This window comes from Methylobacterium sp. J-088 (assembly GCF_022829295.1).
In the GTDB taxonomy this organism is placed as follows: Bacteria; Pseudomonadota; Alphaproteobacteria; order Rhizobiales; family Beijerinckiaceae; genus Methylobacterium.
Genome location: NZ_JAKSYH010000136.1, coordinates 100,696 through 115,931, shown reverse-complemented (window position 1 = coordinate 115,931; position 15,236 = coordinate 100,696). Strand labels below are relative to the sequence as shown.

The 15,236-nt window shown below is 67.2% G+C and carries 12 protein-coding genes; 4 read left to right on the top strand and 8 right to left on the bottom strand.

Translation table 11 applies throughout. The annotated features are described in order from the left end of the window. Positions 1-17: 17 nt before the first annotated feature. The 3 genes from MKK63_RS14585 to cpdR all read right to left on the bottom strand — a co-directional run bounded on the left by MKK63_RS14585 (position 18) and on the right by cpdR (position 1,616). Entirely contained in the window at positions 18-875 is an 858-nt protein-coding gene (locus MKK63_RS14585; RefSeq protein ID WP_244002862.1) for a carbon-nitrogen hydrolase family protein, read from the bottom strand. Beyond that, a complete protein-coding gene (grxC, locus tag MKK63_RS14580; protein WP_244002859.1) occupies positions 868-1,137 on the bottom strand; it encodes a glutaredoxin 3 in 270 nt (89 codons plus the stop codon). The genes MKK63_RS14585 and grxC overlap by 8 nt, the downstream gene beginning before the upstream one ends. A gap of 122 nt (positions 1,138-1,259) precedes the next feature. Next, positions 1,260-1,616, bottom strand: coding sequence for a cell cycle two-component system response regulator CpdR (cpdR, locus tag MKK63_RS14575; protein WP_003603128.1), 357 nt, complete (start codon positions 1,614-1,616; stop codon positions 1,260-1,262). A 206-nt stretch (positions 1,617-1,822) separates the two neighbouring features. Here cpdR and MKK63_RS14570 point away from each other — a divergent pair, with 206 nt between their 5' ends. Next, complete coding sequence (locus tag MKK63_RS14570; protein WP_244002857.1) at positions 1,823-2,725, top strand: N-formylglutamate amidohydrolase; 903 nt, start codon at positions 1,823-1,825, stop codon at positions 2,723-2,725. A 270-nt stretch (positions 2,726-2,995) separates the two neighbouring features. On the opposite strand, the gene MKK63_RS14565 is transcribed toward MKK63_RS14570, so the two are convergent. After that, positions 2,996-3,865 carry a UTP--glucose-1-phosphate uridylyltransferase gene (locus tag MKK63_RS14565; protein WP_244002855.1) on the bottom strand — a complete coding sequence of 290 codons (870 nt, stop codon included), beginning with the start codon at positions 3,863-3,865 and terminating at the stop codon, positions 2,996-2,998. 331 nt (positions 3,866-4,196) lie between these two features. Here MKK63_RS14565 and galE point away from each other — a divergent pair, with 331 nt between their 5' ends. The 3 genes from galE to MKK63_RS14550 all read left to right on the top strand — a co-directional run bounded on the left by galE (position 4,197) and on the right by MKK63_RS14550 (position 7,913). Then, complete coding sequence (gene galE / locus MKK63_RS14560; RefSeq protein ID WP_244002853.1) at positions 4,197-5,189, top strand: UDP-glucose 4-epimerase GalE; 993 nt, start codon at positions 4,197-4,199, stop codon at positions 5,187-5,189. Positions 5,190-5,194: 5 nt separating this feature from the next. After that, positions 5,195-6,382, top strand: a complete 1,188-nt coding sequence (locus MKK63_RS14555) for a lytic murein transglycosylase (RefSeq protein WP_244002851.1) — start codon at positions 5,195-5,197, stop codon at positions 6,380-6,382. Positions 6,383-6,482: 100 nt separating this feature from the next. Then, the gene (locus MKK63_RS14550; RefSeq protein ID WP_244002849.1) at positions 6,483-7,913 is read left to right on the top strand and encodes an SGNH family hydrolase; all 1,431 of its coding nucleotides are present in this window, start codon (positions 6,483-6,485) and stop codon (positions 7,911-7,913) included. Positions 7,914-8,007: 94 nt separating this feature from the next. On the opposite strand, the gene MKK63_RS14545 is transcribed toward MKK63_RS14550, so the two are convergent. The 4 genes from MKK63_RS14545 to gltB all read right to left on the bottom strand — a co-directional run bounded on the left by MKK63_RS14545 (position 8,008) and on the right by gltB (position 14,713). Beyond that, positions 8,008-9,441 (bottom strand): glutamate synthase subunit beta, encoded by a 1,434-nt coding sequence (locus tag MKK63_RS14545; protein ID WP_244002847.1) that lies wholly within the window; start codon positions 9,439-9,441, stop codon positions 8,008-8,010. An 82-nt stretch (positions 9,442-9,523) separates the two neighbouring features. Then, on the bottom strand, positions 9,524-9,814 hold the full coding sequence (locus tag MKK63_RS14540; protein ID WP_244002845.1) for a BrnA antitoxin family protein: 291 nt from the start codon (positions 9,812-9,814) through the stop codon (positions 9,524-9,526). After that, complete coding sequence (locus MKK63_RS14535; protein WP_244002843.1) at positions 9,807-10,046, bottom strand: BrnT family toxin; 240 nt, start codon at positions 10,044-10,046, stop codon at positions 9,807-9,809. Before MKK63_RS14535 ends, MKK63_RS14540 begins: the two co-directional genes overlap by 8 nt. 23 nt (positions 10,047-10,069) lie before the next feature. Next, positions 10,070-14,713 carry a glutamate synthase large subunit gene (gltB, locus tag MKK63_RS14530; RefSeq protein WP_244003208.1) on the bottom strand — a complete coding sequence of 1,548 codons (4,644 nt, stop codon included), beginning with the start codon at positions 14,711-14,713 and terminating at the stop codon, positions 10,070-10,072. Between the last annotated feature and the right edge of the window lie 523 nt (positions 14,714-15,236).

The following is a 15,236-nucleotide window of genomic DNA, read 5'->3' as shown; positions in this document are numbered from 1 at the left end:
TCTTTTTCTTTGGGTGTCTATTGTACCGCTTCGACCGGCCGGCCGACCCGTTCGACGGTGAACGCGCGCCCGTGCTTCAGCGACGGGATTCGCGCCCGGGCATCGGAGACCTGCGCAAGGTCGATCTCCGCCAGGATAAGGCCGGGCTCGTCCCCGCCCGCGTCGGCGAGGATGCGTCCCCAGGGATCGACGATGAGCGAATGGCCGAAGGTCTCGCGCCCATCCTCGTGGACGCCGCCCTGCGCCGCCGAGATCACGAAGGCACCGGTCTCGATCGCCCGCGCCCGCTGCAAGACGTGCCAGTGCGCCGCACCCGTCTGACGGGTGAAACAGGCCGGCGCGGTCAGCACCTCGGCCCCCGCCTCCGCGAGGGCACGGTACAGGCCAGGGAAGCGGATGTCGTAGCAGATCGTCAGGCCGATCGTGGCCAGCGACGTTTCGGCGACCACCGCACAGGCGCCGCCCGTATACGTCGCTGATTCGCGCCAGCGCTCACCGCTGGGCAGATCGACATCGAACAGATGCAGCTTGTCGTAGGCTGCGACGATCGCGCCCTCCGCGTCGATCAGGTAGGCGCGGTTGGCGATCCTGTCGCCGGACCGCACCGCGATAGAGCCGACCTGCACCACCGTACCGGTCTCCCGCGCGGCCTGACGCAAGGCTGCCAGCGTCGGATCCCGATCCTCGGTGGTGACGTTCGCGAACAGGCGCTCGCGGCTCCGCTCCACCAGGGACGTCATCTCCGGCGTCTGCACGTAGGCCGCGCCCCGGGCGGCTGCATCGCGCACGCCCGCGACAGCCGCGTCGCGGTTCGTGCCCGGGTCGCGGCCCGAGCGCATCTGGACGCAGGCCACCGTGAATCGGGCCTCACGCATCGGCGGTGTCTTTCAGGAGCGGATCGAGCTTGCCGGCCCGGTCGAGGGCATAGAGGTCATCGCAACCGCCGACATGCGTGGCGCCCACGAAGATCTGGGGCACGCTGGTCCGGCCGCCGGCCTTGCCGACCATGGTGGCGCGGGCGCCCTGAATGCGCTCGACATCGATCTCCTGAAAGGAGACGCCTTTCTGCTTCAGCAGGCTCTTGGCCGCCGAACAATAGGGACACCACGCCGTGGTGTAGATGGTGACCGGCTGCATGGCGTTCGAAGTCCCGCGCGTGACCACCCGACATATAGGTGAGCGCGGGCCGAATTGCCTATGTCCGCTCGGTCACAGGCTTAATCCGTCTCGACCGGACATCCGGCCGATCCGGGTATCCGTCAGGCCGCCAGAAGCTTCTCGACCTCGTTGACGAGGTCGCGCAGATGGAATGGCTTCGACAGGACCTTCGCATCCTTCGGCGCCTTGGAATCGGGGTTCAGCGCCACGGCCGCGAAGCCGGTGATGAACATGACCTTGATGTCGGGATCGAGTTCGGTGGCGCGCCGCGCCAGCTCGATGCCGTCCATCTCGGGCATCACGATATCGGTCAGCAGCAGCTCGAACGGCTCCTCGCGCAGTCGGTTGTAGGCCGAGAGCCCGTTGTCGAAGGACAGGACGTCGTAGCCCGCATTCTGCAACGCCTTGGCCAGAAACCGGCGCATGTCGTTGTCGTCTTCCGCCAGCAGGATTTTCATCGGCCGGATCCGAGCCTTCGTATCGTGGTGTTGATCCCATAAAGGGACGGGATGGTAAACAAGGTGTTAGGATTGTCGGCGAACGACACGCCGCCCGTGTCGCCGATTGCAAGTGCGACCGACGGCGCGGAGTGGACAGGCGAGCGAACGCGCACCACAGTGCGGATCTGCCGTGCTCCTTCCACCGCCGGGTTGTCCACGCATCGATGAGCGCTTCCGAATCGGTCAAGCCAGACGCCTTCGGATTTGCGCCGCCCTATGCAGTGGACGAACCCGCGGCGCATACCCTGCCCTTCGTCTTCAATACCGGTCATTCCGGGGCCGTCTACCCCCCGCATTTCATCGCAGCGTCGCGCCTCGACGCCCTGGCCCTGCGCCGGTCGGAGGACGCACATGTCGAGCGCCTGTTCGCGCCCGTGGTCGAACTCGGTGCGCCGCTGCTGCGGGCCAATTTTCCGCGCGCCTTCCTGGATGTGAATCGCGAGCCGTTCGAGCTCGACCCGCGGATGTTCGACGGGCGGCTGCCGCCCTTCGCCAACACCCGCTCGATGCGCGTTGCGGGCGGGCTGGGGACGGTTCCGCGCGTCGTCGCCGACGGTCAGGAGATCTACGCCCGGCGGCTCCCGGTCGAGGAGGCGACGGCGCGGATCGAGGGGCTGTACAAGCCGTATCACCGGCTGCTGCGCAGCCTGCTCCAGCGCACCGCCAAGCACCACGGTCATTGCGTGCTGATCGACTGCCATTCCATGCCGTCATCGAGCCTGGGGCGCGACGCGGAGATGAAGGCCGACGTCGTGCTCGGAGACCGCTTCGGCACGGCCTGCGCGCCCGCGCTCATCGACCGGTTCGAAGCTGCCTTCCGCGCCCGGGGCTTTCGCGTGGTGCGCAACAAGCCCTACGCGGGCGGCTTCATCACCGAGCATTACGGCGAGCCGAACCTCGGGCGTCATGCACTGCAGATCGAGCTCAATCGCGCGCTCTACATGAACGAGAACAGCCTCGCGACGCATGCAGGGTTTCAAGGGCTGTCGGATTCACTGCGGGCCATCATCACGGTTGTCGCGTCCGATCTCGGTGATCTGACGCCCCGCCGGATGGCAGCCGAATAACGCGCTCCCTCGGCAGTGCGAGGATCCATCAGCACGACGGCCAGCGGTAAACAAAAAAGGCCACTCCCGAAGGAGCGGCCCGAAGTCTAGGGAGGAAACGCCCAAGAAGGGCTGCGAGACCGCGACGCCATCGCGATCTCGCAACGCACAAAATAAAGTGCGGCGCACAAGACGCAAGGATTAAATCGCGGAGTGGGCCGCATCCGGCGCATACCTGCCTCCCGCGATGGACCAGGAACCGGATCGCGGGAGAGCTGGTACCGGGCTCGGTCAGCCGTGTTCCTTGAGGAGCTTGGCGATCTCGGCCTTGAGCGGATCCGCCAAGTCCTTACGCTCCAGGGCATAGGCGAGGTTCGCAACCAAGAAGCCGAGCTTGGATCCGGTGTCGTAGGTCCGGCCCTCGTAACGCATGCCGAAGAAATCCTGCGTCCCCATCAGGTCGATCATGGCATCCGTGAGCTGGATCTCGCCGCCCGCGCCCTTCTTGCCGTGCTCAAGAATGCCGAAGATCTCAGGCTGCAGGATATAGCGCCCGGAGATGATGTAATTCGATGGCGCGGTGCCCTGCTTGGGCTTCTCGACCATGCCGGTGATCCGGAAGGACTGGCCGAAAGTCTCGCCGACGCTGACGATCCCGTACTGATGCGTCTCCTCAGGGGGGACTTCCTCGACCGCGATGACGTTGCCGCCGTGGCGCTCGTAGGTCGCCAGCATCTGTTGCATGCAGCCCCGGCTCAGCATGTCCGGCAGCAGCACCGCGAAGGGTTCGTCGCCAATGATCTCGCGGGCGCACCACACCGCGTGGCCCAACCCGAGGGGCGCCTGCTGGCGGGTGAAGCTCGTTTGCCCCGCCTTCGGCAGATCCTTCTTGAGATCCTCGTAGGCGGCCGTCTTGCCGCGCTCCTGAAGGGTGCGATCGAGTTCGTAGGCAATATCGAAATGGTCTTCGATGACCGCCTTGCCGCGTCCGGTCACGAAGACGAAATGTTCGATGCCGGCTTCCCGGGCCTCATCGACGACGTGCTGAACGACCGGCCGGTCGACGACCGTAAGCATTTCCTTCGGGACCGCCTTGGTCGCTGGCAGGAAGCGCGTGCCCAGGCCTGCGACGGGCAGGACGGCCTTGCGGATCGGTTTCATCGATCGGTAACCCCAAGGACTGAATGAAACGACGTGAACAACGATAAAGAACGTCTGGCTGGACGCGCCCCAGGCCGGAGCGGGCCCACGGTTCCGGCGGGCGCCGCAGTGAGACAGGCTAATGCGGCGCGTCGCAAGACCCCAATGTGGATAGTATGGGGCAGTGTGCCGTAAATATAGCGTCTGCAACCACGTAAGCAGGCTTAAAGGGCTCTCCGCCAAAGAGGACGCCGGTTCGGCGCAAGAGCGCGTCAAAATAGAGGTTTAGAGCCGCTCGTGATTGCAATGCGATCGGGCACGGCCCTAATGGCGGCGGCATCGAGGGGGTGACATGGCGGTCCTAGTAACGGGCGGTGCCGGATATATCGGCAGCCACATGGTTTTGGCGCTGCTCGACGCCGGCCACGAGGAGGTCGTGGTTCTCGACGATCTCTCGACCGGCTTCGACTGGGCCGTGCCGGAAGGCGTCAAGCTCGTGGTGGGCGACGTGGCGGACCAAGCTCTCGTCACGCAGACCATCCTGCAGCATCGGATCGACGCGCTGGCCCATTTCGCGGCCAAGATCGTGGTCCCGGAATCCGTGTCGGACCCGCTCGGCTACTACCTCGCCAACACCGTGAAGACCCGTTCGCTGATCGAGGCCGCGGTCCGCGCCGGCGTACGCCACGTGATCTTCTCCTCGACGGCGGCAGTCTACGGCGAACCGGAGGTCGTGCCGGTCCCCGAGGATCTGCCGCTGAAGCCGATCAACCCCTATGGCCGCTCGAAGCTGATGAGCGAGTGGATGATCGCTGACGCGGCGGCGGCCCACGACTTCACCTACGTGATCCTGCGCTACTTCAACGTCGCGGGCGCCGACCCCCAGGGCCGGTCCGGGCAGTCGACGCCGAACGCCACCCATCTGATTAAAGTCGCCACGCAGGCGGCGCTCGGTCAGCGCGAGCGGCTCGACGTCTACGGCACCGACTACCCGACGCCGGACGGCTCGTGCCTGCGCGACTACATCCAGGTCTCGGACCTCGCCGAGGCGCACCGGGTTGCGCTCGATCATCTGCGCTCGGGCGGCGATAGCCTGACGCTGAATTGCGGTTACGGGCGTGGCTACTCCGTGCTCGACGTCATCGAGGTGGTGAAGCGGATTTCCGGTCGCGACTTCACGGTGCGGCTGTGTCCCCGGCGGCCCGGCGATCCGGCCCAGATCGTGGCCGAGGCGGGGCTGATCCGGGACCGGCTGGGCTGGCGTCCGCAGCACGACGATCTCGACGCCATCGTGGGTCAGGCGCTCGCCTGGGAGGATCGCCTCGCCAAGCGCAACCGGATCTGACCGGGATGCTGTCGCGGAGGGCGTTACTCGCGGCCGGCCTGTGCGTTCCCGGAGTAGCGCGGGCGAAGGACAAGGCGGGCGCCGACAGTGCGTTCCATTCCTTCGTCGACGCCCTGCGCCCCGACGCGGCCGCGAGGGGCGTGACAGCCCAGACCTTCGACGCGGCCTTTCGCGGAATCGCGGCTCCGGATGCCGCGATCCTGGCGCGGACGCGTCGCCAAAGCGAGTTCGTCCGGCCGGTCTGGGACTATCTGGTCGGTGCGGCCTCGGCCGGACGGATCGCCCAGGGCCGTGCGCGGGCCGCCGCGCTGGCTTCGACCCTCCGAGGAATCGAAGCGCGGTACGGCGTGCCGGGCCCGGCGGTGCTGTCGATCTGGGGCATTGAATCGGATTTCGGCGCCAGTGCGGGGGATGTCCCGACCATCCGTGCCCTCGCGACCCTGGCGCAGGCGGGCCACCGGGGCACATTGTTCCGCGATGAGCTGCTGGCGGCACTCACCATCCTGCAGCGAGGAGACATCACCCCGGCGGGGATGAGCGGAAGCTGGGCGGGGGCCATGGGTCAGGTCCAGTTCCTGCCCTCCACCTATCTGGCGCACGCGGTCGATTTCGATGGCGACGGCCATCGCGACATCTGGACCAGCGCGCCCGACGCGCTCGCCTCCATCGCGGCCTATCTCAAGGATCTCGGCTGGGATCCGGCCCTGTCCTGGGGATACGAGGTGCGCCTGCCGGAGGGCTTCGATCTGACGCGCTACACCGACGACCTCTCGGTCTTCGCGGAGCGGGGCGTCCGACGCACGGATGGCAGTCCGCTGCCGGCACGGGGGCGTGCCAGCCTGTTCCTGCCGGGCGGGCTGGGAGCGCCGGTTTTTCTGATCACCGACAATTTCGAGGTGATCCGGGGCTACAACACCTCTGATTCCTACGCGCTGGCGGTGGGCCATCTCGCTGATCGCCTCGGGGGCGGTCCGCCGCTGGCCGTGTCCTGGCCTGCGGCGCCGGGCCTCGACGGGTCGGGATTGCGCGCGCTTCAGGCCGGCCTCGCCTCAGCGGGCTTCTATGATGGTCCGGCCGATGGCCGTGCCGGGCCCAAGCTCCGCGAGGCGGTGCGGCGCTATCAGATCAGCGTGGGCCTGCCCGCGGACGGCTACGCGACCGGTGCCCTTCTCGCCCGCGTCGCCGGTCGATGAACACGCCGGCTCCGCTCGCGGAGCACATTTAGACCCGGCAAGCACTTCGCCCTATAGTGCGCCTGTTTCGGACGGCTCCGTTCGTTGTGAAGAGTGCGGGATGCGCATGAACGTCGCTGGTCGCTGCGGCTCAAGACGGCCGGTGCATCTGGGTCTGGCTACAGCGCTCTGGCTCGGTGCCCTTCCGCTGCTCGGCGGGGCGGCCGCCTTCGCGCAATGGGGCGATGGCTATCAGCAGCCCGGCAATGACACCTACTATGAGGCGCCCCCACGCCGTCGCCCCCGGGACGCCTATTACCGGGATGACGGAGGCTATGGGCGCCAGCCCCGCGCCGCGCCGCCGCAGGAGGCGCCGCGCCAGTTCTACTGGCCCTGGGAGGACCGGCCGCAACCCGTCGCGCCCCCGCCCGAGCGGACCTACCGGGCCCCGCGTCCCCGGAACAGCTACAGTCCCGCCGAGGCCCAGCGGCCAATGCCCGCGATCAAACGCCGGGTACGCCCCGCCCGGGCTCCGACGCCACCGAAGCCCGCCATCGCCAAGACCGAGCCTCATGTGCAGATCGCCGTGTTCGGTGATTCCCTGGCGGATCATCTCGCGAAAGGCCTCGACGACGTCTTCGAGGACAACGCCGATGTCGCGGTGATCGACCGCGCCAAGGGCGACAGCGGGCTCGTGCGCCAGGACGTGGTCGACTGGCCGAAGGTGGCCCAGGACTACCTTCAGACGAACCCGAAGGTCCGCTACGCCCTGGTGATGCTGGGCGCCAACGACAGGCAGCCGATCCGAGACGGCGAAGAGACCGTCGATCCCCTGACCGACCGCTGGCGTACCCTGTATCGGGCGCGGGTCGACGCGCTCATCAAGGTGTTCACCGACCGGAAGCTGCCGCTGGTCTGGGTCGGGCTGCCGCCCGTGCAGAGCGAGTCGCTGAGCCGCGATTTGGCCGCGATCAACGACATCGTGCGCGACAGCGTGACCAAGGCCGGCGCGACCTATGTCGATATCTGGCCGGGCTTCGTGGACGACCGGGACCGTTACGCCGCCTCCGGGCCCGACCCCGAAGGGCAGATCGCCAAGCTCCGCACCGCCGACGGCGTTCATTTCACGAAGGCCGGCGGCCGCAAGCTCGCGCATTTCGCCGATGTCGAACTCAAGCGCCTGATGGGAACGACGCCCGCGCCGGCCGATCAACCGTCCGCATCCGTGGCCCCGAGCGGCGCACCGGCGGTCGCCGCTCCGAGCCTCGACGGGACCGGGCCGTCGACCGACACAGCGGCGATCGATCGGCAGATCACCGCGATGCTGCCGAGCCTACCGGAACCCCCCGGTGTCCCGGCGCTGCCGGTGAAGCCCACGGCCGGGCCCGTCATCCCGCTAAGCCGGACGGAAGTGTCGCCCGGCGGCTCGCTGCTGAGCGGGCGCCCGCGGGATACGGACAATCTCGGGACCGTCGAGCGGACGCTGCTGCGCGGGAACGCCCCGATGCCGCAGCCCGGTCGGGCCGACGATTTTCGCTGGCCCCCAGGCTGAAGCCGTCACCGGCCTAAGATACTTCGCACTCACACCAGCGGCCTCGACGAACAGCGCTCCTCCCCTGTCGGAAAGGGGGAGGAGCGGCGCGGTTCTATCGTGGCAGAACGCTCGAGCCCATCAGCATCTCGTCAATGGCGCGGGCCGCCTGTCGACCCTCACGGATCGCCCAGACCACGAGCGACTGACCCCGGCGCATGTCGCCGGCCGCCCAGATCTTCGCGTCGGAGGTACGATAATCCTCCTCGTTCGCCTCGACGTTGCCGCGCTTGTCGACACCGATGCCGGACTGCTCCAGCAGTCCCTTCTGGACCGAGCCCGCAAAGCCGATCGCCATGAAGACGAGGTCGGCCGGCAGAACGAATTCCGAGCCTTCGATCGGCTGGCGCTTGGCATCGACCCGTGCGCACACGACGCCCGTGAGCCGGCCCTTCTTGTTGCCTTCGAGCCGGAGCGTCGCCGCCTGGAACTCGCGCTCCGCGCCCTCGGCCTGGCTGGAGGAGGTGCGCATCTTGGTCGGCCAGTAGGGCCACACGGTCAGCTTGTCCTCGCGCTCGGGTGGCCGCGGGCGGATGTCGAGCTGGGTGACCGAGAGGGCGCCCTGGCGGAACGCCGTGCCGACGCAGTCGGAGGCCGTGTCGCCGCCGCCGATCACCACCACGTTCTTGCCGCTGGCCAAGATCGGCTGCTCGCCGTTGCCGCGCATCGGCTCGTTGTTCACCCGCCGATTGGACTGGACGAGGAAGGGCATCGCGTAGTGCACGCCCTCCAGCTCCTGGCCGGGCAGCTGCGGATTGCGCGGATCCTCGGCACCACCGCAGAACATCACGGCATCGAACTCGGCCTTCAACTCGTCCACCGGCTTCGTCACGCCGATGTTCTGGTTGTAGTGGAAGACGACGCCTTCGGCCTCCATCTGGCGCACGCGCCGGTCGATGTGGCGCTTCTCCATCTTGAAGTCCGGGATCCCGTAGCGGAGCAAGCCGCCGGCCTTCGGCTCGCGCTCGAACACGTGGACGTCGTGCCCGACCCGGGCGAGCTGCTGCGCCGCCGCCATGCCGGCCGGGCCCGAGCCCACCACCGCCACGCGCTTGCCGCTGCGGATCTGCGCCGGCTCGGGCTTCACCCAGCCCATGTTCCAGGCCCGGTCGGCGATCGCCTGCTCGATCGTCTTGATGGCGACCGGCTGGTTCTCGAGGTTCAGCGTGCAGGCCTCCTCGCAGGGCGCGGGGCAGACGCGGCCGGTGAATTCCGGGAAATTGTTGGTGGAGTGCAGGTTGCGCGAGGCCTCCTCCCAATCCGACTGGAACACGAGGTCGTTCCAGTCCGGAATCTGGTTGTGGACCGGGCAGCCGGTCGGCCCGTGGCAGAACGGGATGCCGCAATCCATGCAGCGCGCGGCCTGCTTGGTCAGGTCGTGCTCGTCGAGCGGCAGCGTGAACTCACGGAAATGCCGGACCCGGTCGGCGGCGAGCTGATACTTCTGCTCCTGCCGGTCGAATTCGAGGAAGCCTGTGATCTTGCCCATCGTGCTCGTCTCTTTATGCCCCTGTCGCGACGGGACCAGTCACCATCAAGACGAGTGGGACATCCGCTCGCCTAGAGACCACTCACATCCGTTCCGGATGTTCGGTTAGCCATTGCTGCAGAGCTGCTTCGATCCGGATCTGCCAATCGGCCCCCTGAACGCGAAACGACTCGACCAGTGCAGTCGGAAGAACAACGGTTTCGGTTTCACCCGCCCGTCGCCCGCGATGGATGAGCGTTCCACCGGAACGGACATCCGCTTCGGAGAACCAGCGCTCGTCCAACTCGGGAGCGTCGTCCGGATCCCAGCCGATCTCATCGGGGGAGCTGGGCCGACCCGAATCGTGCGCCGTATCGCGCTTGCTCTCACTCATTGGCTTTCCTCAAGCTGATGATCCGCCGATCGCCGGCCCGCTCCGTCCAAACCGTCACGACGAGGCGGTCATCGAGATAACCGACTGTTATCCAACGGGTCTCACCATAGTCGCCCCGCGTATCTTGGCCGGTCACCTCCGTTCCATCGAAGATCTCGGCGCACCGCTCGAAATCAAGACCGCGCTCGCGAAGTGTGCGAGCGCGCTTCTCGGTATTGTACGTGATGCGCACGAAAGCCCGAAAGTTCGCGCCCCCTACTCCGCCGCCACCGGCATCCGCGCCATCTCCATTTCGCGCAGGGCCCGGCGATACTCCACAGGCATCACCTTCACGAACCTGGTGCGATAGCTCGACCAGTCGTCCAGGATCGCCTTGGCGCGCGGGCTGCCCGTGTATTTAAGGTGGTTCTTGATGAGCTGCGTCAGCCGCTCCTCGTCATGGCCCGACATGTCAGCCAGGATATCGACCCGCCCCTTGGTCTCCAGGTCGCCGTCCTGGTGGAAGCGGCGCATCAGGTCGTCCTCCTCCTCGACGGGTTCCAGATCGACCATGGACAGGTTGCAGCGCGCCGAGAACGAGCCGTCCTCGTCGAGCACGTAGGCGATGCCGCCCGACATGCCGGCCGCGAAGTTGCGCCCGGTCTCACCGATCGACACGACCACGCCGCCGGTCATGTATTCGCAGCCATGGTCGCCCATGCCCTCGACCACCGTGATCGCGCCGGAGTTGCGCACTGCGAAGCGCTCGCCCGCCGAGCCACGGATGTAGCACTCGCCCGCGACAGCCCCGTACAGCACGGTGTTACCGACCATGATGGTCCGGTCAGCAGGCGAGCGAAGCGCGTCGCTCGGTCGGATGATCAGCTTGCCGCCCGACAGACCCTTGCCGACATAATCGTTGCCGTGGCCGGTCAGCTCGATGGTCACGCCGGCAGCCACCCAGGCGCCGAAGCTCTGGCCGGCGGTGCCGGTGAGCTTCACCACGATGGTGTCGTCCGGCAGGCCCTCGTGGCCGTGCGCCTTGGCCACCATGCCGGACAGCATCGCCCCCGCGGCCCGGTCCGAGTTGCGGATCGTGTCGGTGACGACCACCGGCTCGCCGGTCTCGATGGCGTGCTGGGCCCCTTCGATCAGGCGCCGGTCAAGGACGGTGTCGACCGGGTGATACTGCCGCTCGACGTGGCGGATCGCCGTGCCCTCGGCGACCTTCGGCCGGTGGAACAGCTTGGTGAAGTTCAGCCCGCGCGCTTTCCAGTGGGCGATGGCCTCGACCTTGTCGAGCAGGTCGGAGCGGCCGACCGCCTCCTCCAGCTTCGTAAAGCCGAGCGACGCCAGGATCTCCCGCACCTCCTCCGCCACGAAGAAGAAGTAGTTGACCACGTGCTCGGGCGTGCCCTTGAAGCGCTTGCGCAGCACCGGATCCTGGGTCGCGACGCCGACCGGGCAGGTGTTCAGGTGGCACTTGCGCATCATGATGCAGCCGGCCGCGATCAGCGGCGCAGTCGAGAAGCCCATCTGGTCGGCGCCGAGCAGCGCCGCGATGATCACATCCCGCCCGGTACGGATACCGCCATCGGCCTGGAGGGCGACGCGCCCGCGCAGACCGTTGAGCACCAGCGTCTGCTGGGTCTCCGCGAGCCCAGTCTCCCACGGACCGCCGGCGTGCTTGAGCGAGGTCAGCGGTGCCGCGCCGGTGCCGCCGTCGTACCCTGAGATCGTGATGTGGTCGGCCCGCGCCTTGGCGACGCCGGCCGCGACGGTGCCGACGCCGACCTCGGAGACGAGCTTCACCGACACGTCCGCCGACGGATTCACGTTCTTCAGGTCGAAGATCAGCTGAGCCAGATCTTCGATCGAGTAGATGTCGTGGTGCGGCGGCGGCGAGATCAGGCCGACGCCCGGGGTGGCGTAGCGGACCTTGGCGATCTTGGCGTCGACCTTGTGGCCGGGCAGCTGACCGCCCTCGCCGGGCTTTGCCCCCTGCGCGACCTTGATCTGCATCATGTCGGAATTAACGAGGTATTCCGTCGTGACGCCGAACCGGCCGGAGGCCACCTGCTTGATCGCCGACCGGCGCGAGCGCCCGTCGGGCAGCGGCTTGAACCGCTCGACCTCCTCGCCGCCCTCACCCGAATTCGAGCGACCGCCGAAGGAGTTCAGCGCGATAGCCAGCGTCTCGTGCGCCTCCTTGGATATAGAGCCGTACGACATGGCGCCGGTGGCGAAGCGCTTCACGATCTCGGAGGCCGGTTCGACTGATTCGAGCGGGACCGGCTCGCGACCGATCTCGGAGGCCGACTTGAGGCGGAACAGCCCACGCAGAGTCTTGAGCTGGTTCTCCTGCCGGTTCACCAGTTGCGCGTATTCCCGGTAGCGCTCCGGCACGTTGAGGCGCACCGCGTGCTGCAGCGTGGCCACCGTGTCGGGCGTCCAGGTGTGGGCCTCGCCGCGCAGGCGGTAAGCGTACTCGCCACCGACATCCAGAGCGTTGCGGTAGACGGGCGCGTCACCGAAGGCATCGCGGTGACGGCGGACCGTTTCCTCGGCCACCTCGGCCATGCCGACGCCCTCGATGGTCGTCGCCGTGCCGAAGAAGTCCCGGCCCACGAAAGTCGAGTTCAGGCCGATCGCGTCGAAGATCTGCGCGCCGCAATAGGATTGATAGGTCGAGATGCCCATCTTGGACATCACTTTCAAAAGGCCCTTATCGATCGCCTTGATGTAGCGATAGATGATCTCGTCGTCGGAGAGATCCGGGGGGAACTCGTCCTTCATGTCGAGCAGCGTCTCGAAGGCGAGGTACGGGTTGATCGCCTCGGCACCGTAGCCCGCCAGGCACGCGAAGTGATGCACTTCGCGCGGCTCGCCCGATTCGACCACGAGGCCGACCGAGGTCCGCAGGCCCTTGCGGATCAGGTAGTTGTGCACGGACGCGGTAGCCAGCAGCGCCGGTATCGGAATCCGGTCCGGTCCGACCGCCCGGTCGGTGAGCACGATGATGTTGTAGCCGCCGCGTACCGCCGCCTCGGCCCGGTCGCAGAGCCGGTCGAGGGCACCGTCCATGGCCTGCGCGCCCATTTCGGCCGGGTAGGTCACGTCCAGGGTCTTGGTGTCGAACCGGTCCTCGAAATGACCGATCGAGCGGATCTTCTCCAGGTCGCCGTTGGTCAGGATCGGCTGGCGGACCTCCAGGCGCTTGCGCCGGGACGCGCCCTCCATGTCGAGCAGGTTCGGCCGCGGCCCGATGAACGAGACGAGGCTCATCACGGCCTCCTCGCGGATCGGATCGATCGGCGGGTTCGTCACCTGCGCGAAGTTCTGCTTGAAATAGGTGTAGAGCAGCTTGGACTTCTCGGAGAGCGCCGAGAGCGGCGTATCCGTGCCCATGGAACCGACCGCCTCCTGGCCTGTGACGGCCATGGGCTGCATCAGCAGCTTGAGGTCTTCCTGGGTGTAGCCGAAGGCCTGCTGGCGATCGAGCAGGTTCACGTCGCCGCGCGACTCGCGGGGCTGCACCGGGCGCAAATCCTCCAGAACGATCTGGGTGTTCTTCACCCATTCGGCATAGGGGTGTGCGGCGGCGAGCTCGCCCTTGATCTCTTCGTCGGAGACGATGCGGCCCTTCTGGAGGTCGATCAGCAGCATCCGGCCCGGCTGAAGGCGCCAGGACTGCACGATCCTCTCGTCCGGTATCGGCAGGGTGCCCATTTCGGATGCGAGCACCACCAGCCCGTCGTCGGTGACGATGTAGCGAGCCGGGCGCAGGCCGTTGCGGTCCAGCGTCGCGCCGATCTGACGCCCGTCGGTGAACGCCACGGCGGCCGGGCCGTCCCACGGCTCCATCAGGGCGGCGTGGTATTCGTAGAAGGCGCGCCGCTCCTCGCTCATCAGAGGATTGCCGGCCCACGCCTCCGGGATCAGCATCATCATCGCGTGGGCGAGCGGGTAGCCGCCCTGCACGAGGAACTCGAGGGCATTGTCGAAGCAGGCGGTGTCGGACTGACCCTCGTACGAGATCGGCCAGAGCTTCGAGATGTCGTTGCCGAACAGGTCGGAATCGACGCTCGCCTGACGGGCCGCCATCCAGTTGACGTTGCCGCGCAGGGTGTTGATCTCGCCGTTATGGGCAACCATCCGGTAGGGGTGCGACAGCCGCCAGGTCGGGAAGGTGTTGGTGGCGAAGCGCTGGTGCACGAGCGCGATCGCCGAGACGAAGCGCTCGTCCTTCAGGTCAAGGAAGTAGCCGCCGAGCTGCGTGACTAGCACCATGCCCTTGTAGACGATGGTCCGGGTCGAGACCGAGACCGGGTAGAACTCCTTCACCCGCGGATCGTCGAGGGCGTAGACCCTGTTGGAGATCCCCTTACGCGCGACGTAGACCCTGCGCTCGAACGCGTCCTGATCGGTCACCGATGCGGGCCGGCCGATGAAGGCCTGACGGTGGTGGGGCTCGGTGGCCTTCACGGCGACGCCGAGATCCTCCGAATCGACCGGCACGTCGCGCCAGCCGAGCAGCGGCAGGCCTTCGGACGCGAGGACCGATTCGACGATCTCCTGAATGATCGCCCGCGGCTCCTCGGCCTTGGGCATGAAGAACTGGCCGATCGCGTAGGCGCCGGCCGGCGGCAGCTCGAAGCCGAGGCGCGAGCATTCCTCGGAAAAGAAGCCGTGCGGGATCTGCGTGAGGATGCCGCAACCGTCGCCCATCTTCGGATCGGCACCGACAGCACCCCGGTGATCGAGGTTCTCGAGGATGTTCAGACCCTGCTGGACGATCGCGTGGGTCCGGCGATCGTGCATGTCGGCGATGAAGCCGACGCCGCAGGCGTCGCGCTCGTTGGCCGGATCGTAGGCGCCCTGGGCTTTCGGCAGCGCGGGATCGCGCACGATGAGCGGCATCGTGCCACCGCGCGGGGCGGCAGCCTGGAGCGCGGAAGCGGCAAACGCGTCGACGGGCCTGCGCTGTGACATGCTTCGATTCGTCCTTCCCTCGACACCGTCCGCTCATGAGCGCCCGCTCATGAACCTGCGAGCATGTTTCGTGCCCGCAAGCCGTCGGCGCCAGCCATTCCGACCACATGCCGCAGGCCGTCCGGCCGGTCCGCAGGGACACGTCCTTCGGCTCGCGTTCATCGAGGACCCGGACCGCTCGGGGAGCGGTGCGCTGGCGCGCCCGTATCCGTCTGCCGAAATGCCTCGCCCGCACGCGAGACGGCGACGGCCGGTGCACGGCCAATGGGACAGTTGTGCTGTCCTATGTCGCGAAATTGCCAGATTGAAATGCTTTCAGCAAGTGACCGCCGCCCAGCCCTCCAACAGGCATTCGGTCGCCTGTCGAAGAGTCGCGTCCCGCTTCCGCAATCTCGCCCGAATCGGGTTGTCTACCCGCGGTGCCGAGCACAAGCGGCATGCGGGGCAACGA

Coding starts and splice junctions, on each gene's coding strand:
- MKK63_RS14585 (WP_244002862.1), bottom strand. CDS start 875: ATGCGTGAGGCCCGATTCACGGTGGCCTGCGTCCAGATGCGCTCGGGC.
- grxC (WP_244002859.1), bottom strand. CDS start 1,137: ATGCAGCCGGTCACCATCTACACCACGGCGTGGTGTCCCTATTGTTCG.
- cpdR (WP_003603128.1), bottom strand. CDS start 1,616: ATGAAAATCCTGCTGGCGGAAGACGACAACGACATGCGCCGGTTTCTG.
- MKK63_RS14570 (WP_244002857.1), top strand. CDS start 1,823: ATGAGCGCTTCCGAATCGGTCAAGCCAGACGCCTTCGGATTTGCGCCG.
- MKK63_RS14565 (WP_244002855.1), bottom strand. CDS start 3,865: ATGAAACCGATCCGCAAGGCCGTCCTGCCCGTCGCAGGCCTGGGCACG.
- galE (WP_244002853.1), top strand. CDS start 4,197: ATGGCGGTCCTAGTAACGGGCGGTGCCGGATATATCGGCAGCCACATG.
- MKK63_RS14555 (WP_244002851.1), top strand. CDS start 5,195: ATGCTGTCGCGGAGGGCGTTACTCGCGGCCGGCCTGTGCGTTCCCGGA.
- MKK63_RS14550 (WP_244002849.1), top strand. CDS start 6,483: ATGCGCATGAACGTCGCTGGTCGCTGCGGCTCAAGACGGCCGGTGCAT.
- MKK63_RS14545 (WP_244002847.1), bottom strand. CDS start 9,441: ATGGGCAAGATCACAGGCTTCCTCGAATTCGACCGGCAGGAGCAGAAG.
- MKK63_RS14540 (WP_244002845.1), bottom strand. CDS start 9,814: ATGAGTGAGAGCAAGCGCGATACGGCGCACGATTCGGGTCGGCCCAGC.
- gltB (WP_244003208.1), bottom strand. CDS start 14,713: ATGCCGCTCATCGTGCGCGATCCCGCGCTGCCGAAAGCCCAGGGCGCC.